21 protein-coding genes are annotated in these 21,252 nt (G+C 65.9%); 12 read left to right on the forward strand and 9 right to left on the reverse strand.

The genetic code is table 11. The annotated features are described in order from the left end of the window. Positions 1 to 33 precede the first annotated feature (33 nt). Complete coding sequence (locus tag BRAD285_RS01580) at positions 34 to 864, forward strand: type 1 glutamine amidotransferase (RefSeq protein WP_006610201.1); 831 nt, start codon at positions 34 to 36, stop codon at positions 862 to 864. Position 865: 1 nt separating this feature from the next. Here the strand turns inward: BRAD285_RS01580 and BRAD285_RS01585 are convergent, their stop codons facing one another. Both BRAD285_RS01585 and BRAD285_RS01590 read right to left on the reverse strand, forming a co-directional pair. Next, the gene (locus tag BRAD285_RS01585; protein WP_006610202.1) at positions 866 to 1,576 is read right to left on the reverse strand and encodes an LrgB family protein; all 711 of its coding nucleotides are present in this window, start codon (positions 1,574 to 1,576) and stop codon (positions 866 to 868) included. Then, a complete protein-coding gene (locus BRAD285_RS01590) occupies positions 1,551 to 1,982 on the reverse strand; it encodes a CidA/LrgA family protein (RefSeq protein ID WP_371507486.1) in 432 nt (143 codons plus the stop codon). Before BRAD285_RS01590 ends, BRAD285_RS01585 begins: the two co-directional genes overlap by 26 nt. Positions 1,983 to 2,078: 96 nt before the next feature. On the opposite strand from BRAD285_RS01590, the gene BRAD285_RS01595 reads away from it, so the two are divergent. The 7 genes from BRAD285_RS01595 to BRAD285_RS01630 all read left to right on the forward strand — a co-directional run bounded on the left by BRAD285_RS01595 (position 2,079) and on the right by BRAD285_RS01630 (position 10,399). Further along, complete coding sequence (locus BRAD285_RS01595; RefSeq protein WP_006610204.1) at positions 2,079 to 2,960, forward strand: LysR family transcriptional regulator; 882 nt, start codon at positions 2,079 to 2,081, stop codon at positions 2,958 to 2,960. A gap of 93 nt (positions 2,961 to 3,053) precedes the next feature. Beyond that, on the forward strand, positions 3,054 to 3,830 hold the full coding sequence (locus BRAD285_RS01600) for a succinate dehydrogenase iron-sulfur subunit (protein WP_006610205.1): 777 nt from the start codon (positions 3,054 to 3,056) through the stop codon (positions 3,828 to 3,830). A 427-nt stretch (positions 3,831 to 4,257) separates the two neighbouring features. Further along, positions 4,258 to 5,508 carry an NAD(P)/FAD-dependent oxidoreductase gene (locus BRAD285_RS01610; RefSeq protein WP_006610207.1) on the forward strand — a complete coding sequence of 417 codons (1,251 nt, stop codon included), beginning with the start codon at positions 4,258 to 4,260 and terminating at the stop codon, positions 5,506 to 5,508. An 87-nt stretch (positions 5,509 to 5,595) separates the two neighbouring features. Next, positions 5,596 to 6,483: a phosphatidylserine decarboxylase gene (locus tag BRAD285_RS01615; protein WP_006610208.1), complete on the forward strand. Its 888-nt coding sequence runs from the start codon at positions 5,596 to 5,598 to the stop codon at positions 6,481 to 6,483. A gap of 41 nt (positions 6,484 to 6,524) precedes the next feature. Further along, the gene (locus tag BRAD285_RS01620; RefSeq protein ID WP_006610209.1) at positions 6,525 to 7,352 is read left to right on the forward strand and encodes a class II glutamine amidotransferase; all 828 of its coding nucleotides are present in this window, start codon (positions 6,525 to 6,527) and stop codon (positions 7,350 to 7,352) included. Between the two features lie 25 nt (positions 7,353 to 7,377). Further along, positions 7,378 to 9,147 carry an N-acetylglutaminylglutamine amidotransferase gene (locus BRAD285_RS01625; RefSeq protein WP_006610210.1) on the forward strand — a complete coding sequence of 590 codons (1,770 nt, stop codon included), beginning with the start codon at positions 7,378 to 7,380 and terminating at the stop codon, positions 9,145 to 9,147. Between the two features lie 19 nt (positions 9,148 to 9,166). Continuing rightward, positions 9,167 to 10,399 (forward strand): carboxylate-amine ligase, encoded by a 1,233-nt coding sequence (locus BRAD285_RS01630; RefSeq protein WP_006610211.1) that lies wholly within the window; start codon positions 9,167 to 9,169, stop codon positions 10,397 to 10,399. 108 nt (positions 10,400 to 10,507) lie between these two features. Here the strand turns inward: BRAD285_RS01630 and BRAD285_RS01635 are convergent, their stop codons facing one another. The 3 genes from BRAD285_RS01635 to BRAD285_RS01645 form a co-directional block, all read right to left on the reverse strand. Beyond that, positions 10,508 to 11,710 carry an amidohydrolase family protein gene (locus BRAD285_RS01635; RefSeq protein WP_006610212.1) on the reverse strand — a complete coding sequence of 401 codons (1,203 nt, stop codon included), beginning with the start codon at positions 11,708 to 11,710 and terminating at the stop codon, positions 10,508 to 10,510. 108 nt (positions 11,711 to 11,818) lie between these two features. Further along, entirely contained in the window at positions 11,819 to 12,451 is a 633-nt protein-coding gene (locus BRAD285_RS01640) for an alpha/beta hydrolase (protein ID WP_006610213.1), read from the reverse strand. Continuing rightward, positions 12,448 to 13,386, reverse strand: a complete 939-nt coding sequence (locus tag BRAD285_RS01645) for a ring-cleaving dioxygenase (protein ID WP_006610214.1) — start codon at positions 13,384 to 13,386, stop codon at positions 12,448 to 12,450. The genes BRAD285_RS01640 and BRAD285_RS01645 overlap by 4 nt, the downstream gene beginning before the upstream one ends. A 134-nt stretch (positions 13,387 to 13,520) precedes the next feature. Between BRAD285_RS01645 and BRAD285_RS01650 the strand changes: the two genes are divergently transcribed. From BRAD285_RS01650 to puuE, 3 genes are all read left to right on the forward strand, one after another. Beyond that, entirely contained in the window at positions 13,521 to 14,414 is an 894-nt protein-coding gene (locus tag BRAD285_RS01650) for a LysR family transcriptional regulator (protein WP_006610215.1), read from the forward strand. Positions 14,415 to 14,505: 91 nt separating this feature from the next. Continuing rightward, complete coding sequence (gene uraH / locus BRAD285_RS01655) at positions 14,506 to 14,862, forward strand: hydroxyisourate hydrolase (RefSeq protein WP_006610216.1); 357 nt, start codon at positions 14,506 to 14,508, stop codon at positions 14,860 to 14,862. 4 nt (positions 14,863 to 14,866) lie between these two features. Continuing rightward, entirely contained in the window at positions 14,867 to 16,291 is a 1,425-nt protein-coding gene (gene puuE / locus BRAD285_RS01660) for an allantoinase PuuE (protein ID WP_006610217.1), read from the forward strand. Between the two features lie 226 nt (positions 16,292 to 16,517). On the opposite strand, the gene BRAD285_RS01665 is transcribed toward puuE, so the two are convergent. After that, a complete protein-coding gene (locus BRAD285_RS01665; protein ID WP_006615312.1) occupies positions 16,518 to 17,864 on the reverse strand; it encodes an amidase in 1,347 nt (448 codons plus the stop codon). Then, complete coding sequence (locus tag BRAD285_RS01670) at positions 17,851 to 19,044, reverse strand: MFS transporter (protein ID WP_006615313.1); 1,194 nt, start codon at positions 19,042 to 19,044, stop codon at positions 17,851 to 17,853. Before BRAD285_RS01670 ends, BRAD285_RS01665 begins: the two co-directional genes overlap by 14 nt. A gap of 29 nt (positions 19,045 to 19,073) precedes the next feature. Here BRAD285_RS01670 and uraH (BRAD285_RS01675) point away from each other — a divergent pair, with 29 nt between their 5' ends. After that, entirely contained in the window at positions 19,074 to 19,415 is a 342-nt protein-coding gene (gene uraH, locus BRAD285_RS01675) for a hydroxyisourate hydrolase (RefSeq protein WP_006615314.1), read from the forward strand. 143 nt (positions 19,416 to 19,558) lie between these two features. Here the strand turns inward: uraH (BRAD285_RS01675) and BRAD285_RS01680 are convergent, their stop codons facing one another. Next, complete coding sequence (locus BRAD285_RS01680) at positions 19,559 to 20,374, reverse strand: ABC transporter permease (RefSeq protein WP_006615315.1); 816 nt, start codon at positions 20,372 to 20,374, stop codon at positions 19,559 to 19,561. Further along, positions 20,371 to 21,252 (reverse strand): ABC transporter permease, encoded by an 882-nt coding sequence (locus tag BRAD285_RS01685; protein WP_006615316.1) that lies wholly within the window; start codon positions 21,250 to 21,252, stop codon positions 20,371 to 20,373. The genes BRAD285_RS01680 and BRAD285_RS01685 overlap by 4 nt, the downstream gene beginning before the upstream one ends.

Genomic DNA, 21,252 nt, shown 5'->3' on the forward strand with positions numbered 1-21,252 from the left:
GGCGACGTGGCCGCCGAGAATTCGGAGAATGATGTGCTGAGACTGCTCGTCCTCGAAGGCAACTCGCTGGCCGGACGCCGCCGCTGGGCGGAGGTCGCCGGGCATACGCCGTCGGAGAGCTATGCGGACGTGCTGCGCGCGCTAGCACCGGACGCTCAGGTCGACATTGCCACGCCAGCCGATGCCGATGCCACGTTGCCGCAGCCGATCGACGCCTATCAGGGCATCGTCATCACCGGCTCGGCGCTCAACATCTACCAGCGCGAGCCGGAGGCGCTGCGCCAGATCGAGCTGGTGCGCACGATCTTTGCGCAGGGCGTGCCGATGTTCGGTTCGTGCTGGGGGCTGCAACTCGCGACCGTTGCGGCCGGTGGGGAGGTGTCGCTCAATCCGGCCGGCCGCGAGGTGGCCTTCGCCCGCAAGATCATGCTGACCGAGGCGGGCCGCGGTCATCCGTTGCACGCGGCGCGCACCGAGGTGTTCGATGCGCCGGCGATCCACAGCGACATCGTGACCACGCTGCCGCCGGATGCGACGGTCACGGCGCGCAATGGCTTCAGCGAGGTGCAGGCCGCGGAGATCAGAAGCGGCCGCGGCCGGTTCTGGGGCGTGCAGTATCATCCGGAATTCAGCCTGCAGGACGTCGCCTGGGTGATCCTCCGTATCGGCGAACCGTTGGTCGAAGAGGGCTTCTTCGCCGACATGACGGAGCTCGAACGCTACGCGGCCGAGCTGGCAGCGCTGCATCATGATCGCGCCCGGCGCGATCTGCTGTGGCGGCTCGGGCTCGATCAGGATGTCGCGAACGATGCGCTGCGCCAGGCTGAGATCAGCAACTGGATCAGCTCGCTCGCGCGACGCTGAGCTACCGCATGAGCTGGATGATCAGCGGCGCGAGCGCGACGTTCATCAGCCCGACCAGCACCATCACGAGGCCGGCGATCGCGCCTTCCTCGCGGCCGATCTGATGCGCCCGCGCGGTGCCGGCGCCGTGGGCGCCGACGCCGAACAGCGCGCCCTTGGCTAGCGTCGAGCGCAGCGGCAGCCGCGCCAGCACGATGTCGCCGACGGCGGCGCCAATGATGCCGGTGAGCACGACGAACACAGCAGTGAGGTCGGGACTGCCGCCGATCTCGCCGGAGACCTCCATCGCGAACGGCGTGCTCATCGAGCGCGGGAGCAAGCTCAGGCGCAGCTCGCCGTCGATGCCGAGGACATAGGCGAGCGCCCAGCTGGTGGCGACCGCGGTCAGGCTGCCCGCGATCATGCCGGCGAGCAGCAGCGGCCAGCGCCGGCGGATCAGCGCGCGCTGCTCATAGATCGGCACCGCGAAGGCGACGGTGGCGGGACCGAGCAACGCGACGAGCCAATGCGTGCCGCGGATGTAGTCGCGATAGGAGACGTTGAGCGCGAGCGCCGCGATCATCAACAGCGCCGGCGCGACCGCGAGCGGCATCAGCCACCAGCGCGGCCAGCGCCGGTGCACGCGCTTGGCCAGCAGATACAGCAGGATCGTCGCCAGCGACCAGACCGCAGCCTGGACCAGCGGCTCACGCCACAGCGTTGCCAGCGTCATGACGTTCGGTCCAGCGATAGCAGAGGTCGACGGTCAGCGCGGTCACGCACATCACGGCGGTCGTGCTGACGATGATGACGGCAAAGATCTTCAGGCCCAGCAGGCCGAACAGCTCGCGATGGTCGAGCAGCGCCAGCACGGCCGGCACGAAGAACAGCAGCATCTCGGCCAGCATCCAGTTGGCGCCGCGCTTCATGTTCGCGACTTTCAGCCCGCCCGCCAGGAACAGCACGAGCGCCAGCGCCATGCCGATGATGCCGCCCGGGAGCGGCAGGCCGGTGGCGCGGGCCAGGCCTTCGCCCGCCGCCCAGAACAGGCCGAGCAGGACGATCTGCACCAGCCGGTTGCGGCGGAGGAGGCGGTGAAGGGATACGGAAATGCTGCGCTGCGTCATTGGACGGTCCAAATGGTCTTGCTGCAGCAAAGATATGTCGCAATGCAGCATGTACAAAATGAATTGAATGAATGAATTTAAGTCGAAACTGGAATAGCCTATGCCATTATGGAACTCAAAGCCCTCAGAACCTTCGTCGAGGTCGTCCGCCAGGGCGGATTTTCCCAGGCCGCCAAGGTGGTATTCGCCACGCAGTCGACGGTCAGCAAGGCGATCAAGCAGTTGGAGGACGAGCTCGGCCTGCCGCTGCTGGACCGGCTCGGCCACAAGAGCCGCATGACCGCCGCCGGCGAGATCGTCTATCGCCGTGCGATCCGGCTGCTGGCGGAGCGGGACGACCTGCAGGCGGAGCTCGCGGAGCTGCGCGGGCTCAAACGCGGCGTGCTGCGCCTCGGCCTGCCGCCGATCGGGTCGAGCACGCTGTTCGCCCCCTTGTTCGCCTTCTATCGCCAGCTTTATCCGGATATCGAGATTCGCCTGGTCGAGCACGGCAGCGACCGGCTCAGCGAGCTGCTCGCCGCCGGCGACATCGATTTTGCCGGCCTGCTGCCGCCGATCGCAGACGAGTTCGCGGCGCAGATCGTGCGCCGTGAGCCGCTGATGGCGCTGATTGCCGTGGATCATCCGCTGGCGCAGCGTGAGTCCATCTCGCTCGCCGAGTTGCGCGACACGCCCTTCGTGCTGTTCGAGGCCGGCTTCGCCCTCAACCGTATTCTCCGCGACGCCTGCCGCCGCAACGGTTTCGAGCCGGTCGTCGCGGCGCGCAGCACCCAGATCGACTTCATCGCCGAGCTCGCCGGCGCCGGCCTGGGCGTCGCCTTCCTGCCGCGCATGATCGCGACCCAGCGCACGCAGGTGCCGATCAGCCTCGTGCTGCTCGACGAGCCCGAGACCGAATGGACCTTGGCAATGGCGTGGCGGCGTGGGGCCTATTTGTCGCCTGCGGCGGCCGCGTGGCTCCGGCTTGTGCGCGAGCGTGGCGAAGCTTGAGCCCTGTGCGACGATGTCGCGGCATACGCCGAGGAACGTGCGAGGAGGCGGACGGTTGGCGACCACCGACTGTCCGACCGCCGAGGCTGCGTCATGGCTGAATTCAGACTGCCCAAGAACTCCGAAATTCGTGCAGGCAAGTCGTGGCCGAAGCCGCAGAGCGTCACCTTGCGTGAGTTTCGCATCTATCGTTGGGATCCGGACGTCGGCGGAAATCCGCGCCTCGACAGCTATCACGTCGACACGTCCGACTGCGGACCGATGGTGCTCGACGGCCTGATCTGGATCAAGAACAACATCGATCCGACCTTGACCTTCCGCCGCTCCTGCCGCGAAGGCATCTGCGGCTCGTGCTCGATGAACATCAACGGCCAGAACACGCTCGCCTGCACCAAGTCGATGAGCGACCATGACGGGGCCGTGCAACTGCTGCCGTTGCCGCATCAGCCCGTGGTGAAGGACCTCGTGCCGGATCTCACCAATTTCTATGCGCAGCTCTCGGTGATCGAGCCATGGCTGCAGACGAAGACGCCGACGCCGCAGAAGGAGTGGCGGCAGAGCGAGGAGGACCGCGACAAGCTCAACGGCCTCTACGAGTGCATCCTCTGCGCCTGCTGCTCGACCTCATGCCCGAGCTATTGGTGGAATTCGCAGCGCTTTCTCGGACCGGCGGCGCTGATCCAGGCAGCGCGCTGGATCAACGACAGCCGCGACGAAGCCACCGGCGAACGGCTCGACATTCTGGAAGATCCGTTCAGGCTCTATCGCTGTCACACCATTCTCAATTGCGCCAAGGCGTGCCCGAAGGGACTCAATCCCGGTGAGGCCATTTCAGAACTGCGCATGAAGCTGGTCGCCCGAAAGATGTGAGCAGGAACGGCTGACGCTGACGAAGGTTGGCGAGGGAGCGCATGCCCCGCGCGGACGCATGGTCCCCGCGGGCGTCGCAGGCAACGCATCACCAAACCGGGATGTCAGCAGGGGCCTATACGGTCTGCTGAGCCCGCACAGGACGATTGATGAGCGAGAATGATCGCAAGGCGTTGGACGCCGGCCCTCAAGAGCGCGATGAACCGAGAGGCTCGCACGGATCCGCGGCGACCAAGCCGGGCGCTCAAGACAGCCTTCCTCCTGCCGGGCCACATGCACGGCCGGATCTCATCGATAAGGACAAGACGCCGGGGACCGGAATGCTGCCGGATCCTGACGACTCCAACCCTAGCCCGACCGGGTAAATTGGCGTCGAGCCTGGGATGAAACAAATTCAAACAGGTCAGCGCATCCTATCAATCAGGACATGAACCCACTAACCAAGCCTTCCGTCGTCGTAGTAGGAGCCGGCTTTGCCGGCCTCGAGGCCGTCCGCGCGCTCGCGCACGCCGACGTCTCCGTGACGCTGATCGATCGCAAGAACCATCATTGCTTCCAGCCTTTGCTGTACCAGGTCGCGACCGCGGCCCTTTCGCCGGCGGATGTCGCCTGGCCGATCCGCGCCATCCTGGCCGATCAGGCCAACGTCACGGTGATCATGGCTGAGGTCGATCGTGTCGATATCGGTCGGCGCGTCGTGGTAACAAGCGACGGGCCGGATCTTCCGTTCGACTATCTGGTCCTCGCGACCGGCGTGACCACCTCCTATTTCAATCATCCGGAATGGGCACGCTTTGCGCCGGGGCTGAAGACGATCGAGGACGCAACGCGCATCCGCGCGCAGATCCTGACATGCTTCGAGCGCGCCGAGCGGACCGATGACGAGGCCCTCAGACAGAAGCTGATGACGTTTGTCATCGTAGGCGGCGGGCCGACCGGTGTCGAGATGGCTGGATCGATCGCCGATATCGCGCGCAATGTTCTCGCGGGCGATTTTCGCAACATCGATCCGCAATCGGCCACGGTCGTGTTGATCGAGGCGGGACAGCGGCTGCTATCGAATTTCGCCGAGGAGCTGTCCGACTACACGCGGAAGGCGCTGCAGCAGATGAATGTGGACGTGATCACCGGCGCGGCGGTCACCGATTGCACGAGCGACAGCGTGACCCTATCCAATGGCCGCCACATTGCATGTTGCTGCCTGCTGTGGGCGGCTGGGGTTCGCGCGACGCCGGCGGCGAGTTGGATCGGTGCGAAGTCCGACCGTGCGGGACGCATCATGGTGGACGATCATCTCCGCGTGTCGCCGCACACCAACATCTTCGCCGTGGGCGATATCGCGGCCGCCAGCAGTGGCGGCAAGCCGGTGCCCGGCCTCGCGCCCGCGGCCAAGCAGATGGGCCGCTATGTCGGAGAATTGATCGCGGGTGACGTCATCGGACGCGGCAGAGCGCCGCGGCCGTTCGTCTATCACCACCAGGGCGATCTTGCGACCATCGGACGAAAGTCCGCCGTCGTCTCACTCAAGCATCTCAAGCTCACAGGGGTGCTCGGCTGGGCGTTCTGGGGCGTGGTGCACATCTACTTCCTGATCGGCCTTCGCAACCGCATTACCGTGGCATTGAACTGGCTGTGGGAATATCTGACGTTTCAGCGCGGCGCGCGGCTCATCTCCTGACGGTAACGTGGCATCACGCGCCCGCATGGAACTTGAGCTTTTGCGAAACGTTTCCGCATGCCTCGAATTTGAGCCGGAGACGTCACCTTGAGCAAGCCGCTGCCGCTTCCTGTCCGTGACCGGGCCTCGGGGCGCGTGTTCCAGGAATTCATGGACGATAGTCCGGCGACCTATGAGAGCGAGCCGCGCCGATCGTGGATGCAGTGGTTGCAGTCGCAGCCGGCCGTGGACTGGCTGATCGCCGCCTATCAGGATACGCGGTTCAGTGCGCGCAAGATCGAGCCGTTCATCCGCAAGCACGGCATCGACATGTCGCAGTTCGAGCCCGGGCCGTTTCGAACCTATGCAGAGTTCTTCGAGCGCAGGTTTCGCGCCGGTATGCGCAGCTTCCCCGAGCAGGTCGAGCGGATGGGAGCGTTTGCCGAGGCGCGGTACTTTGCGTGGGAGAGGCTGCGTTCCGACATGGAGTTTCCGATCAAGGGCACATCGTTGCGGCCGCAAGATCTGCTGGGCAATGCCGAGTTCGCTGCACGCTTCGAAGGAGGTCCGGTGATCGGCGCGCGGCTCGCCCCGATGGACTATCATCACCTGCACTACGTCGACGATGGCGAGACCATTCATCAACATCGGATCGGCGGCCGGCTGTGGACCGTCAACCGCAATGCGCTTCAGCATCAGCCTGGGCTGCTGTTCCAGAATGAGCGCGTCGTGCAGTTGCTGCGAACGGCGAATTTCGGAGTGGTCGGTTTCGTCGAGATCGGCGCGCTGACTGTCGGCCGTATCGTGCAGCAGCACCCGTTCGCCCGTCCGTTCAGCCGTGGTCAGGAGAAGTCGACCTTCCGGTTTGGCGGCTCCGCCGTCGTGCTGTTCGGAGAGCCCGGCCGCTGGCTGCCGGAGCGCGATCTGCTCGACAACACGGCGCGCGGGATCGAGACGTTCATTCGGCTCGGCGAGCCGATCGCGCATCGCGCATAGCCGCTCGCGGCAAAGCCATCCCATCGCATTGGAGCACCGCCATGTGCCGCTGGATCGCCTATCGCGGAGAGACGACCGCTTTCGAGCATTACGTCACCGAGCCCGAGCATTCACTGGTGACGCAGAGCATCCGTGCGCTGGAATCGACGGCCGGCACCAATGGCGATGGATTCGGCCTCGGCTGGTACGGTGATCATCCGGAGCCGGGCCTCTATCGCGAGACGCGGCCGGCATGGTCGGATGAGAATTTGCGCTACCTCTGCAGACACCTGTACTCGCATCTGTTCTTCGCCCATGTGCGCGCTGCGACCGGCACGGCGGTGACTCGGCAGAACTGTCATCCCTTCGCCTGCGGCCGCTGGCTTTTCATGCATAACGGCTTCGTCGGCAGCTGGAACAGGCTGCGCCGCAAGGTCGAGGCATTGATCCCGGATGCGCTGTATCCGTCGCGGCTCGGCACCACCGACTCGGAAGCGGTGTTCCTGGCCATCGTCGGTGCCGGCATCGATCAGGATCCGATCGGAGCGACGCGCAGAGTGCTGCGATTGCTTTCCGAGCTCGTCAATGAGGACGGTTTGCGCGAGCATCTGCGCTTCACGTCGGCGCTGTCGAACGGTCACGATCTCTACGCGTTTCGCTTCGCCGCCAACGATCGTGCCAACTCGCTCTACTACCGCGAGGATGGCGATCAGGTCATCGCGGTCTCGGAGCCGTATGACAAGGAGCCGGATTGGATCGAGGTGCCGCCCGATCACGTGCTGGTCGCGCGCGCGTCGCGGCCGGCCGAAATCGTTCCGCTTTTTGCCGCAGCCCCAGCGGCCTTTGAACAGGAACGTAAGCGATCACAGAGGGTTGTCGGAGGTACGTAGAAGAACAGGAGCGCTTGGAACCGCGATGTGCGGCATTTGTGGTGAAATCAGACATTCGGGCCAGCCTGCGCTTGCGGCGCTCGGCCGAGTCAACGATGCCATGCAGGCGCGTGGTCCCGATGCTGCCGGCTTCTATGTGCAGGGTGGGATCGCGCTCGGCCATCGCCGGCTCAGCATTCTCGATCTGTCCTCGGCCGCGCAGCAGCCGATGATCGATGCGGCGCTCGGGCTCGGCATCGCCTTCAACGGCTGCATCTATAATTTCCGCGAGCTGCGCACCGAGTTGCAGGCGAAAGGCTATCGCTTCTTCTCCGATGGCGACACCGAGGTCATCCTCAAGGCCTACCATGCCTGGGGCAAGGGCTGCGTGCAGCGCTTCAAGGGCATGTTCGCGTTCGCGCTGTGGGAGCGCGATAGCGGCCGTCTCCTGCTCGCGCGCGATCGGCTCGGCATCAAGCCACTCTACTACACGGAAGGGCCGGGCTTCTTCCGCTTTGCATCTTCGCTGCCGGCGCTGCTGGCAGGCGGCGACGTCGATACCTCGCTGGACCGGACGGCGCTGCACCATTATTTCAGCTTTCATGCCGCGGTTCCCGCGCCACGAACGATTCTCAAGGGCGTGAAGAAGCTCGAACCCGCGACCCTGCTGACCATCGAGCCGGACGGCACGCAGCATCGCGAGCGCTACTGGCAATTCAATGTCGGTGAGCAGCGTCCCACGGACCGCGCGATGAGTCACGAGGAATGGTCCGATGCGGTGCTGGACGCGATGACGGCGGCCGTCGATCGTCGCCGCGTGGCCGACGTGCCGGTGGGCGTGCTGCTGTCCGGCGGCCTCGACTCGTCGCTGCTCGTGGCGCTGCTGTCAAAGCTGGGACACGAGGACATCCGCACCTTCTCGATCGGCTTCGATGCGGTCGGTGAGCACAGCGGCGACGAATTCCGCTACTCGGACATCATCGCGCGCACCTTCGGAACAAATCACGAGCAGATCAGGATCGGCGGCGACCGCGCGCTCGAGGCCCTGCCGCATGCGATTGCCGCGATGTCGGAGCCGATGGTCAGCCACGACACGGTGGCGTTCTATCTCTTGTCCTCGGAGGTCGCCAAGCGCGTCAAGGTGGTGCAGAGCGGGCAGGGCGCCGACGAGGTGTTCGGCGGCTATAGCTGGTACCCCGGCTTTCTCTCCGCCAACGATCCGGTTCAGCAATATCAGAACGCGTATTTCGACTGGAAGCATTCGGATCTGCAGCGGCTGCTTGCCCCGGATCTCCTGGGCGACGATGTGAGCCTCGAACTCGTCGACCGCTTTTTCGCCGACCACGGCGGCGCCGCCGTGGACAAGGTGCTGCAGATCGACACCGAGATCATGATGGTCGACGACCCCGTGAAGCGGGTCGACAACATGACGATGGCGTTCGGCCTCGAGGCCCGCGTGCCGTTCCTCGATCACGAGGTGGTCGAGCTCGCCGCGCGCATGCCGGCCGAGCTGAAGGTGAAGAACGGCGGCAAGCATATCCTGAAAGAGGCGGCGCGCCGCTGCGTTCCGGCGGAGGTGATCGATCGTCCCAAGGGATATTTCCCGGTGCCGTCGCTCCGCTATCTGCGCGGACCGTTCCTCGACTACGTCCGCGACGTGCTCGGCGACGACAAGGCGCGGACGCGCGGACTCTATCAGCGTGAGTTCATCGACCACATGCTGCAGAACCCCGAAGCCGAGATGAGCCCCAAGGGGCATTCGCGGCTTTGGCAGGCGGCCCTTCTGGAAGCCTGGCTGCAGACCCACGGCATTTGAGTCTGACAGGATTGGTCACATGGGATTGGATCCGAAAATTCTCGAACGGCTCAGGCTTGGCCTGAGCGACGATGAGCGCCGGCTGGTCATTCGCTCGGCCACCGGCGGCGAAGACGTTACCGAATATTCCTTCGGCATCGAGGAGGAATACTTCCTGGTCGATGCGCGGACGCTCGATGTCACGATCCGCACGCCCGACGACCTGTTCGAGGCGGCCAACTGGTCCACCGGCGGGCAGGCGATGCGTGAGATGCTGCAGTCGCAGCTCGAGGTCGCCACCAACGTTCATGTCGACGTCGGCGATGCGCGCGAGGAGCTGAAGTTTCTCAGGCGCGAGGTCGCCAATGTCGCCGCCCAATACGGCCTGACGATTCTGGCCTGCTCGACGCATCCGACAGCGACCTGGCGCAGCTCGCAGCCGAGCCCCAAGCCGCGCTACGCCGAGATGATGGAGGACCTGCGCATCGTCGGCCAGCGCAACATGCTGTGCGGCATGCACGTGCATGTTCAGTTGCCGGACCCTGAGCGACGCTTCGCGGTGATGCGGGCGATGATCCCCTATATCCCTGTCTTCATCGCGTTGTCGGCGTCATCGCCGTTCTGGAATTCGCGCGAAACCGGGCTGAAGGGCTATCGCCTCGCGGCCTATGACGAGCTGCCGCGCACCGGCTTGCCGGAGCTGTTCACCAGCAAGCGTGACTATGACCGCTACGTCTCGGCGCTGGTGAGATCCGGCGTGATGCCCGACGAGAGCCACGTCTGGTGGGCGATGCGGCCGTCATTGCGCCATCCGACTTTGGAGCTGCGCGCGCCCGATGTCTGCACGTCGGTGGACGACGCGGTCGCTGTCGCCTCGCTGTATCGCGCGCTCGCGCGCTATCTCGATCTCAATCCCGAACGCGCAGAGAACGTGGGCAATGTCGAGCGCGCGATCGCGGTCGAGAACAAGTGGCGGGCGCAGCGCTATGGCTGCGACTGCCTGTTCGTCACCGAGGACGGCCCGGTGACCGGCCAGGAAATCCTGAACCGGATGATCGCCGATATCGCTGAACATGCCGAGGCGCTCGGCTGTTTGGCCGAGGTGGAGCGCTGCCGCACCATCATGCAGTTCGGCAGCTCGGCCGACTACCAGCTGCAGGCCTATCGCGAGTCCGGCGGGCAATTGTCGGCGGTGACGCAGTGGATTGCCGCGGCGACGGTCTCGCGTGCCGAGCCGCCGCGGTCGCAGGCGCCGGTTGAGCCGGCGCAGTAGCGCCGGCCTAAAGCATGATCCGGAAAAGTGCGCAGCGGTTTTCCGAAAAGATCATGCGCAAACAATAACCTAGAGCGCGATGACGATTCATCCTGATCTCATCGCGCTTTAGCGTGGCCTGACGACCTGGCCGTCGCGCGCGACGAGGCGGCCGCCCTTGTACACGGAGCGCCCCTTTGGGACAGCCACCACCGCCTCTGGCACGTGCTCCGCGTTCAAGGTAACGAAATCGGCGCATGCGCCGACGCACAGGCCGTAATCCGCCAGTCGTAGCGCCTTGGCGCCGGCCTCCGTCACGAGGTCGAAAGCGATGCGCAACTCGTCATCGACATAGAAGCCGGAGCGATAGCCGACCATCATGGCGCGGTTCAACAGATCGCCGTCGCCATAGGGCCACCAGGAATCGCGGATGTTGTCGTTGCCGCTGAACACGGTGGCACCGGCCGCGCGCAACAGCGCCACCGGAGGGAAGGGCCGTGCGCCCGGCGCGTTGGTCATGATGGCGACGCCGGAGGTCGCAAGCACGTCGGCGATCTTCTTGAGGGCATCAATCGGCAAATCGCCGAGCGCATAGGCGTGGCTGACCGCGACGTGACCCTTCATGCCGAGCGCGCGCGTGCGCGCCGCAATCTGCTCCAGCTCAAATAAGCCGAGCATGCCTGGATCATGCAGGTGAATGTCGACGTCAACGCCGTGCTTCTGCGCGACGCCAAAGACGACATCGAGATGCTTCTCGACGTCGCGATCAAAGCTGGCGGGATCGAGCCCGCCGACCAGGTTTGCGCCGAGCTTGATGGCTTCGTCGAGGAGCTCGGGCGTGCCAGGGCTCTTGAGGATTCCGCTTTGGGGAAAGGCGACGAGCTGGATCTCGATCAGCTCGCGATACTCCTCGCGCACGCGCAGGATTGTTTCCAGAGATTTGAGACCGACGGAGCCGTCGACCATCACGTGGCTGCGCATCCGCGTCGTGCCGTGGCCGATGCAGAGATCGAGCTGGTTGCGGGCGCGCACGTCCATCGGCGCGGCCGCTGCCATGTTCTGCGCCTGGAACGTGACGCGCTCGTGCACGTCGAAGCCGTTGGTGCAGGGCTTGTGCGGCTTCCAGGCATCGCCATAGAAGCTGGTGTCGAGATGAATGTGGCCCTCGACGAAGCCGGGCACGACAAGGGCGCCGCCGAGATCGATCACCTCGCGCGCCTCAGGCCGTTCGGTCTCCGCGAGCAGGCCAGTGATGCGGCCGTTGTCGACCGTGATGGTCTGGCGTACGCCGCGATCGAGCCGCGCATTGATGAAGAGCTGGTCGACGGCCATGCGCAGAGTCCTCCCATCCAAAACTCAGCATCGGGCCGCTTGGTGCGGTCCGATGCCGTGGGAGCATTCTCGATCAGGATGGATGCGGGCCGCAAGCGCAGATGGCGGTCACGCTGCCTTCGTCTGCTGCAGTCCGGCGAGCCAGTCGCGCGCCAGCGCGACGTCGGCCTGCGACAGCTGATGCCCTGTCGGCAGGGTCGTGTGGGTCACGTCAGCGCCGGCCTCGATCAGCTGATTGCACAACTGCGCCGAATTGCTGGCAGGCACGATCGGATCGGACAAACCCGACAGGATCAGCACTGGCTTGCGCGCGAGCTTGACGACCGGCGGTTGCTTGAGCGGCACCATGGCGCGGAACAGCACCGCGCCCGCCAGCGTCTCCGGCTGCAACAGCAGCAGCGCCGCGGCGATGTTGGCGCCGTTGGAGTAGCCGACCGCGACCGGCGCTTCGATGCCGTAGCGTTGCCGCGCCTCGCCGACGAAGGCGCCGAGCTCCAGCGCGCGCCGTCGCACATCATCTTCGTCGAACACGCCTTCCGCCAGGCGGCGGAAGAAGCGCGGCATGCCATGTTCGAGCACCTGCCCGCGCGGCGACAGCAGCGCCGCGCCGGGCGAGAGCGTGGCGCCGAGCGGCAACAGATCGTTCTCGTCGCCGCCGGTGCCGTGCAGGAGCAGCAGCGGCGCTGCTCCCGGCTTGCTTCCGGGCTGGAAGCGGTGGGTGAAGGACAATGTGGCGGTCACGACGCGGCCTCCTCGAGGTTGGGCAGCACGCCCTCGATCTGCTTGCGGTGCGTCTCGAGGAAGGCGGGCAGCTTCAGGTTTCGTCCGAGCTCGGCGACGGGCTCGTCGACCGCAAAGCCCGGGATGTCGGTCGCGATCTCGAACAGCACGCCGCCAGGCTCGCGGAAGTAGATCGAGCGGAAGTAGTTGCGGTCCTTCTGCTCGGTCGGATGCAGGCCGTGGCGATCGACCAGCTTTTGCGCCATCACGCCCTGCTCGGCATCGTCGGCCGCACGGAAAGCGATGTGGTGCACGGAGCCGGCACCTTGTGCGCCGCGCAGAAAGCCCCTGGCCTCGTAGATGTCGACCACGCTGCCTTGCGCATCTCCCGGTGCCTTGAAGCGGATCACCGAGCCTTCCCGACCTTGCTCGGCGAAGCCGAACACGTCGGTCAGCACGGCGGCGGTCTTCTCCGCGGAGTCGAGCAGCAGGGTCACGCCGTGGAAGCCGCGGATCGCATGCTCGGCCGGGATGTCGCCATTGCTGTAGCCGGGCTCGTTCTCCGCGCCGGGGATGCCGACGAGCGCCAGCGCCATGCCGTCGGGATCGGTGAACGGCAGCACCGATTCCCCAAAGCGCTTCTCCAGCGCCTCATAGGCGATGCCCTTTTCGGTCAGGCGCTGCGTCCAATAGCCGAGGGAGCGCTGCGGCACGCGGAACGCGGTCTGATGCGTCTCGCCGACGCCGCGGCGGCCCGGCCGCACGCCGGCCCAGGGGAAGAAGGTCAGGATGGTGCCGGGGCGGCCGGTCTCGTCGCCATAGTAGAAGTGGTACGTACCGGGATCGTCGAAATTGACCGTCTTCTTGACGAAGCGCAGGCCGAGATCGCGGGTGTAGAAGCCGAAATTGCGGATCGGGTCGCCGGCGATCGCGGTCACGTGGTGCAGTCCGGGCATGTGGGTCTCCTATCGGTGTGGCCCGGTCAGGGCCGTTGAATTCTTGAAGGCAATATCGGGCGGCTTTGATTTGGAGACAATCCGTGCTCTTGTGACGTCTCTGTCTACGATTTGGCGACAATGGCACGAGGACCATGGACAAGCTGAGCAGCCTCAGGGCGTTCGTGAAGGTGGTCGAAAGCGGCAGCTTCGCCGAGGCCGGCCGGCAGCTGCGGCTGTCGCGTTCGGCGATCTCGAAATATATCGGCGAACTCGAGCAGAGCCTCGGCGTGCAGCTGATCGTCCGCACCACCCGCCACGCCAGCCCGACCGAGACAGGTCAGCGCTATTTCGAGCGCGCCGTCGCGATCCTCGCGGACCTCGATGCCGCGGATCAGGCTGTCAGCCAGTCGCAGGCCGCCCCGCGCGGGCTGTTGCGCCTCAACGCTCCGATGTCGTTCGGCACGATGCGGCTTGGGCCTGTCGTGGCCGACTTCATGGTCCGCTATCCCGATCTGCAGTTGCAGATCGTGCTGAGCGACGACCTGCTCGACCCAGTCCAGGACGACTTCGACGTGACCTTGCGCATCGCCGAGCTGGAATCGTCGAGCCTAGTGGCGCGGCGGATCATGCCGGTGGATCGCGTCATCTGCGCCGCGCCGGCCTATCTCGCCCGGCACGGCACGCCCGAAAGCCCGGAGGATCTGCGCCGGCACAATTCGCTGACCTATGGCTTCCTGCTGACCGGCAATCAGTGGAAGCTGACCGGCCGCGACGGCGATCATTGGATTCAGCCGGCCTGGAGCCTGTGCGTCAACAATGCCGAGGTGCTGCGCGACGTCGCGGTGAAGGGGCAGGGCATCGCGCTGATCCCGCATTTCATCGCGGCGGACGCGCTGGCCAGCGGCGCTCTGACCGCGATCCTCCCCGACTACAAGGCGCCGCCCCTGGCGCTCTATGCGATCTATCCCCCGACGCGGCATCTCTCGGTGAAGGTGCGGCTGTTCATCGATTTCCTGGTCGAGCGTTTCGGCCGGGCCGGCGCGTGACCAGGCTTTGGGCTTGGAGTGACCGGCAAAACGCCTCGAAGCTTTAACCGGGCGCTGCTAGGCTTCGCGCAACAGCAGCAGGGGAGCATGGATGGGCCGTCTCAGTACGCATATCTTGGACACGGTGAGGGGCAAGCCGGCCGCCGATGTCGCGATCGATCTCGATGTTCTCGGGCCGGGCGGCGCCTGGCGGCGCATCAAGCAGGTCCGGACCAATGCGGACGGGCGCACGGATGAGCCGGTTCTGGCGGGCAACGACTTCGCCGCCGGCACCTATCTGCTGACATTTCACATGGGCGCGTACTTCAAGACCCATGGCCTCGCCTCCGGCGACCCGCCGTTCCTCGATCTGATCCCGCTCCGCTTTTCCGTCGCCGACGCGAGCGCGCACTATCACGTGCCGCTGCTCGCGACGCCCTGGAGCTACCAGACCTATCGCGGGAGCTGAGACGATGAGTGTCGATTATCCGCGCGACATGGTCGGCTACGGCCGCACGCCGCCGCATCCGCGCTGGCCGGGCGATGCCCGCATCGCCGTGCAGTTCGTTATCAACTACGAGGAGGGCGGCGAGAACAACATTTTGCACGGCGACGCCGCTTCGGAAGCCTTCTTGTCCGAGATCGTCGGCGCGGCGCCCTGGCCCGGCCAGCGCCACATGAACATGGAGTCGATCTACGAGTTCGGCTCGCGCGCCGGCTTCTGGCGCCTGTGGCGGATGTTCACCGCGCGCAAGCTGCCGGTCACGGTGTTTGCGATCGCGACCGCGATGGCGCGCAATCCGGAGGCCGTGGCGGCGATGAAGGAGGCCAATTGGGAGATCGCCTCGCACGGCCTGAAATGGATCGACTATCGCGACTTCTCCGAAGCCGACGAGCGCGCCCATGTCGAGGAGGCGATCCGCCTTCACACCGAGCTGACAGGCGAGCGGCCGCTCGGCTTCTACCAGGGACGCACGTCGGAGCATACGCTGGACATCGTTCTCGACGAGCAGGGCTTCGTCTACAGCGCCGATTCCTACGCCGACGAGCTGCCGTATTGGATCGAGGGCCCGCATGGTCCGCAACTGATCGTGCCCTATACGCTCGACGCCAACGACATGCGTTTCGCCACCCCGCAGGGGTTCAATGCCGGGGATCAGTTCTTCGCCTATCTCAAGGATAGTTTCGACACGCTCTATGCCGAAGGTGCCGAGAGCCCGAAGATGATGTCGATCGGATTGCATTGCCGCCTGGTCGGCCGTCCCGGCCGGGCCGCCGCGCTGGCGCGCTTTCTCGATTACATCATGAGCCATGAGAAGGTGTGGGTCGCGACGCGGCTCGATATCGCGCGGCACTGGATCCGCACGCATCCGCCGACAGGCGTGTGGCGGCCGTCGCAGATGTCGCGCGTGCTGTTCGTCGAGCGCTATGGCGACATCTTCGAGCATTCGCCGGAAGTGGCCGACCGCGCCTATCGCGCGGGACTCTCGGCGTTCGACGACTCCGCGGATGCGTTGCATACCACACTCATGAATGTCGTCCGCGGCATGAGCCGCGACGAGAAGCTGAAGCTGATCCGAGCGCATCCAGAACTCGCCGGGCGTGAAGCGCTGGCCGGCGAGATGACGAGCGACTCCATCGGCGAGCAGAGCCGCCTCGGCTTCACCTCGCTGTCACGCGCGGACTTCGAGCGCGTCGCCGACATCAACCGCCGCTACCGCGACAAATTCGCCATGCCGCTGATCGTCGCGCTCGCCCTGCATGCCGACCGCGCCTCGGTCATCGCCGAGATGGAGCGGCGCATCGGCAACGACATGGACGCGGAGATCGCCAACGCCATCGACCAGATCGGCCACATCACGCGGGCGAGATTGGCGAAGAAATTCGAACAGGAATGAGCGTTACGGTTTCGTCGCCTCCTTCGTTGGATCCGGGCTCGTTCTCCACGAGCAGCGCGCTCCCTCTCCCCGTACTTCACGGGGAGAGGGTTGGGGTGAGGGGCAGCCACACCCACCGAATGCGCGGTGAGTCCCCCTCACCCGGATTGCATCTGACGATGCAATCCGACCTCTCCCCGCAAGCGGGGCGAGGTAACGGGAGCAAGCCGCGAGATCCGGGCTCGAGCTACCCTCGAAAAACTCGCTCCGCCTGCGCAGCGACCTCAAGCAGCACGCGATCATGTCCGCGCGCAGCGATCAATTGCAGGCCGAACGGCAAGTCCCGTGAGTTAACGCCGCACGGAATCGAGATCGCCGGTACCCCCGCATGATTGGCGAACGGCGTGAACACCGCATGCGCACGCGGGCTCGCAGCCTTGCCGCCGATCTCGGACGGGCCAAGCTGTGTGAACGGCCAGGCCACACACGGCACCGTCGGTGCCAACAGCACATCGACCTCCGTGAAGAACGCCGCGAAAGCGCGCGCGATCTGCGTGCTCGCCTCCAGCGCGCGGCCGACCTCGGCGCCGCTCAAACCAAGGCCGCGCTCGATCTGCCTGGCGATATCAGGATCGAACTGCGTGGGATCGCTGCGGAGCGCGTCGCCATAGAGCGCCGCAAGCCCGGCGTGCTGCAACGGCATCACCGCGTCTTCAGCGAGGTCAGCCGGCCAGACTGGATCCTTGTCAAGGATCGCCAAGCCGCTGGCCCGAACCCGGTCGACTGCCTGCTGTAATCCGGCGCTCACCGCGTCATCGACAGAGACGTCGAGCCCAAGCCGCGGCGAGAACGCCAGCCGCAACGGCGCCCCTGCAGCAGCGGATGGCAAATCGAATGAGTCCGGGTCGCGCGCATCGGCTCCCGCCATCACATCGAAGGCGAGGCTGGCGTCGGCGACATCGGTCGTGATCGGCGCGATCGCCGAGATGCGCCAGAACGGTTCGGCAAAGCCGGGTCCATAGGGGATCGCGCCATAGGACGGCTTGAAACCGACCACGCCAACATGCGCGGGCGGCCGCCGGCTCGAGCCGCCGGCATCGGTGCCGATCGCGAGCGGCACCTGGCCGGCCGCGACCGCTACCGCCGGTCCGCCTGATGAGCCGCCGGGCGTAAGCCGCGGGTCGAGCGGATGACGCGTCGGTCCATAGAGCGGCGACGTCGTCACGCCCTTGCAGGCAAACTCCGACGTCGCGCCGATGCCGACGATCACAGCGCCGGCGCGGCGCAGCCGCGTGATGGCAATGGCATCCTCAGGCGCAACAAAGTCCGCGAACAACCGCGAGCCCTGCGTGATGCGCCAGCCCTCGACCCAGATGTTGTCCTTGACCACAATAGGCACGCCGGCGAGCGGTAACGTCTCGCCGGATGCAACACGGCGGTCGACAGCCTTCGCGTCCGCGCGCGTTCGCTCCGGATCGATCGTCACGACAGCGTTGAGGTCACTCGCGGCGATGCGCGCCAGCGCCTGCTCGGCGATCTCCATCGCCGTCGTCTGCCGCGCCGTCACGGCGCTTGCGATCTCAGTTGCGCGCATCGGATCGCTCCATCAGCAGCACGGCGGCACCGGCGGCCGCGGTCAGACCAAGAATGACGAAGCTGCCGCCGAGGCCGATGCGCGGCGTCAGCACCGCAACCAGCAGCGGCGCCGCCACGAGGCCGAGAAACGACGTGGTCAGCACCGCGCCGGTGGCCTCCGCCACGCGACCGGGCTTGGCGAGGTTGGCGATCTCGGCGATGAACACGCCGTTCCAGCCGCTCGCCGTCAGTCCGAACACGAATGTGAGCAGGACCAGAATCGATCCGCTCAGCAGCGGTCCGTAGAGGCCGAGCAGCAGCGCGCACACCGCCATGCCGGCGCCCGCCATCACCAGCACCGCGCGCGCCGAGCGCAGCCGCGTCGCCACGGCGCCCCATCCGAGCCGTCCGATCAGGCCCGCGCCTTGCGCTGAGGCCAGCAGCCAGCCGGCCTCGACATGACTGAGCGCAAGCTCGGATGTGCCGAAGGAGATGTAGCAGGTGTTGAGGATCACCTGCATGCCGCTGAACGGGATCGAGGCCACGGCGAGCGCAGCCATGCGGCGGTCGGAACTGACGAGTTGCAGCCGTTGCCGCAGGCCGAGATACGGCATGGCGGGCAACTTGACCCCATAGGCCGGGCGCAGCCGCTCGAAGCTGATGAAGCCGATCACGGCGCAGACGATCACCGCGGCATAGGCGGAGCTTGGCGCCAGCCCCACCGCGAGCGGCGGCAGCAGCAGCGAGCCGACGACAGCGCCGATCTGGCTGCCGGTCTGCCGGATCGAGAACACCATCGCGCGTTGCTCGGGCGGCACGAGACGCCCGAGCAGCGCCGCGCTCGCCGGCGTTTCCGGCCCGGCCGCAAGTCCGAGCACGAGGCCCGCGCCGAGCAGCGCCCAGCCGTTGCCGAGTGTCGCCAGTGACATTCCGGCGCAGACGGCCACCGCGCACAGCGCCGCCACGCGCAGCGAGCCGGCCTTTTGCACCAAGGTGCCGCCCCAGAACGAGGACACCAGGCTGATCGCGAACGCGGCGGTCGAGAACAGCGACAATTCCTCGATGCTGAGCCCGGCGCGCGGCGCCACCGTGCCCGGCGCGAACAGCGCCAGCGACACCAGCGCCTGCAGTGCGGTCATCGCAACCAGCGCAGGCCACAACGGCGGCGCTGGCGCCGCCTCAGGTTTCGCGTCTATCATGCCACGATAACCTGACAGCGGAGCTCGAAATGGCCGGCGGGATCTCGGTTCATGCAGTCGATGTGGCGAATGGGCGCCCTGCGCTTGGTCTGCGCGTCGCCATCTGGCGGGTGGCGCCAGACCGCACGCTGCTTGCCGAAGGAACGCTCGGCGCCGACGGCACCTTGCAGGCGCCGGTCGTCAAGGGCGACGGCGTCACCATGGGTGAGTATGAGGTGCTGTTCCATATCGGCGAGTTCTTCGGGGCAAAGGCGCAAACGAAATTCCTGACCACAGTGCCGTTTCGCTTCGCCATCGACAAGGTCGAGGAGCATTTTCACCTGCCGCTGAAATTCACGCCGTGGGGCTATTCGATCTTCCGCGGGGCTTAGTGAGTGCGGCCGTCCTTCGAGACGCCCGCCTGCGGCGGGCTCCTCAGGACGAGGACTGATTTCGCGGCGAGATGGTCATCCTCATGGTGAGGAGCGCCGCCTGCGGCGCGTCTCGAACCATGAGGCCCCAGATGTTGCGCCCATCACCCCGTCAGCCGCTTCGACAGCCCCGTGGTGCGCTCCATGATCGCCATCAGCGCGACCGTCGCGATGATCAGCACGCTGGACAGCGCGGCGATGGTGACGTCGAGCTTCCCTTCGAGGTCCTGCCACATCCGGATCGGCAGCATGTCGGTGGCGGCGTCGCGCAGGAACAGCGACACCGGCACGTTGTCGAACGACGACATGAAGGCGATGAACGCGCCGGAGATGATGCCGGGACGGATCAGCGGCAGCACGATGCGGCGGAACGTATAGAGCCTGGAGGCGCCGAGGATCGCTGAACTCTCCAGCAAGGTCGGCTCGAGCTGCGCCAGCGCGGCGACCGTGTTGCGGACGACATAGGGCACGCAGACGATGGTGTGGCCGATGACTAGCGTCAGCAGCGACACCGGCAGGCCGATCAGCGAGAAGAACATCAGTGCCGCCAGCCCGAAGGCGAGCGCGGGCAGCACCAGCGGCGACATGAACAGGGAGTCCAGCAGCTTCGCGGTCAGCGCCTTGGATCGCGAGATCGCCAGCGCCGCGGCGACGCCGAGCACGATCGACAGACCCGTCGACCACAGCGCGACCACGACGCTGTTACGCGCGGCGAATTGCAGCTGCCAGGCGTTCCACAATTCGATGTACCAGCGGGTCGAATAGCCCGGCGGCGGGAATTTCAGCGAGAAGCCTGATGTGAAGGATACGATCACGACGACCAGCGACGGCGACACGATCAGGATCAGTGCCAGCACCGCGATCACCGTCATAACGATCTGGAAGCTGAGCGCCTCCCAGTTGCGCTGCCGCCCGCTCATCTGATGTCTCCATAGCCGCGGGCGCGCCGGCCGAGGGTCGAGAACAGCGCGACGATGGCGAGCACCGCAAACAGGAAGATGATCGAAATTGCGGCTGCGAACGGCCAGTTCTGCAACGTCGAGGCCTGTTGGTAGAGATACATCGGCATGAACAGCATCTGCCCGCCGCCGACCAGCGACTGGGTGATGAAGGCGGTGATCGCCGCGGCGTAGGTCAGGGTGCAGCCGGCGATGACGCCGGGCATCGACAGCGGCAGCATGACCTTGAAGAAGGTGCGCCAACTGCCGGCGCCGAGCGAGGCCGAGGCGTCGGAGAGGTTGGGATCGATGCGGCCGATGGCGGTGATCAGCGGCAGGACCATCAGCGGCATCTGCACCTGCGCCAGCGCGGCGATGAGCCCGCCTTGCGTGTAGATCATGCGCAGCGGCGTGCCGATCAGTCCGAGCGATTGCAGCACGGAGTTGATGATGCCCTGCCGGCCAAGAATGACAATCCAGGCGAAGGTGCGGACCACGACGCTGGTGAGCAGTGGCAGCAGCACGATCATGATGATCAAGGTCTGCACCCGGCTGCCGGAGCGCTGGTACAGCCAGGCGATGGGATAGCCGAGCACGAGGCAGGCGAGGGTCACCTCGGCGCCGAGCAGAAGCGTCGAGCCGAGCACGGCGAGGCTGAAGGGGTCGGTCAGGAACTTGACGTACTGGCCGAGTCCCCACACCGTCGCCGCGGTGTCGTTGTGGAGCGAGAGATACAAGAGCTGCGCCAGTGGCAGCACGAAGAAGATCGCGAACACCAGGCCCAAGGGCAATGCGAGCCCCAGGCTGAAGCTGGTCACGTCTCCAGGCGCCGTCATCCGTGCTGTCGTGGCGCTCTTCAT

The sequence above is a fragment of the Bradyrhizobium sp. ORS 285 genome (genome assembly GCF_900176205.1).
Taxonomy (GTDB): domain Bacteria; phylum Pseudomonadota; class Alphaproteobacteria; order Rhizobiales; family Xanthobacteraceae; genus Bradyrhizobium.

Excerpts from the sequence above, each read along its gene's own strand:
- uraH (WP_006610216.1), top strand. The coding sequence starts at position 14,506 with ATGGGCCGTCTCAGTACGCATATCTTGGACACGGTGAGGGGCAAGCCG.
- uraH (WP_006615314.1), top strand. The coding sequence starts at position 19,074 with ATGGCCGGCGGGATCTCGGTTCATGCAGTCGATGTGGCGAATGGGCGC.
- BRAD285_RS01645 (WP_006610214.1), bottom strand. The coding sequence starts at position 13,386 with ATGCCCGGACTGCACCACGTGACCGCGATCGCCGGCGACCCGATCCGC.
- BRAD285_RS01610 (WP_006610207.1), top strand. The coding sequence starts at position 4,258 with ATGAACCCACTAACCAAGCCTTCCGTCGTCGTAGTAGGAGCCGGCTTT.
- BRAD285_RS01685 (WP_006615316.1), bottom strand. The coding sequence starts at position 21,252 with ATGAAGAGCGCCACGACAGCACGGATGACGGCGCCTGGAGACGTGACC.
- BRAD285_RS01620 (WP_006610209.1), top strand. The coding sequence starts at position 6,525 with ATGTGCCGCTGGATCGCCTATCGCGGAGAGACGACCGCTTTCGAGCAT.
- BRAD285_RS01595 (WP_006610204.1), top strand. The coding sequence starts at position 2,079 with ATGGAACTCAAAGCCCTCAGAACCTTCGTCGAGGTCGTCCGCCAGGGC.
- BRAD285_RS01630 (WP_006610211.1), top strand. The coding sequence starts at position 9,167 with ATGGGATTGGATCCGAAAATTCTCGAACGGCTCAGGCTTGGCCTGAGC.
- BRAD285_RS01625 (WP_006610210.1), top strand. The coding sequence starts at position 7,378 with ATGTGCGGCATTTGTGGTGAAATCAGACATTCGGGCCAGCCTGCGCTT.
- BRAD285_RS01600 (WP_006610205.1), top strand. The coding sequence starts at position 3,054 with ATGGCTGAATTCAGACTGCCCAAGAACTCCGAAATTCGTGCAGGCAAG.
- BRAD285_RS01670 (WP_006615313.1), bottom strand. The coding sequence starts at position 19,044 with ATGATAGACGCGAAACCTGAGGCGGCGCCAGCGCCGCCGTTGTGGCCT.
- BRAD285_RS01665 (WP_006615312.1), bottom strand. The coding sequence starts at position 17,864 with ATGCGCGCAACTGAGATCGCAAGCGCCGTGACGGCGCGGCAGACGACG.
- puuE (WP_006610217.1), top strand. The coding sequence starts at position 14,867 with ATGAGTGTCGATTATCCGCGCGACATGGTCGGCTACGGCCGCACGCCG.
- BRAD285_RS01680 (WP_006615315.1), bottom strand. The coding sequence starts at position 20,374 with ATGAGCGGGCGGCAGCGCAACTGGGAGGCGCTCAGCTTCCAGATCGTT.
- BRAD285_RS01635 (WP_006610212.1), bottom strand. The coding sequence starts at position 11,710 with ATGGCCGTCGACCAGCTCTTCATCAATGCGCGGCTCGATCGCGGCGTA.
- BRAD285_RS01585 (WP_006610202.1), bottom strand. The coding sequence starts at position 1,576 with ATGACGCTGGCAACGCTGTGGCGTGAGCCGCTGGTCCAGGCTGCGGTC.
- BRAD285_RS01650 (WP_006610215.1), top strand. The coding sequence starts at position 13,521 with ATGGACAAGCTGAGCAGCCTCAGGGCGTTCGTGAAGGTGGTCGAAAGC.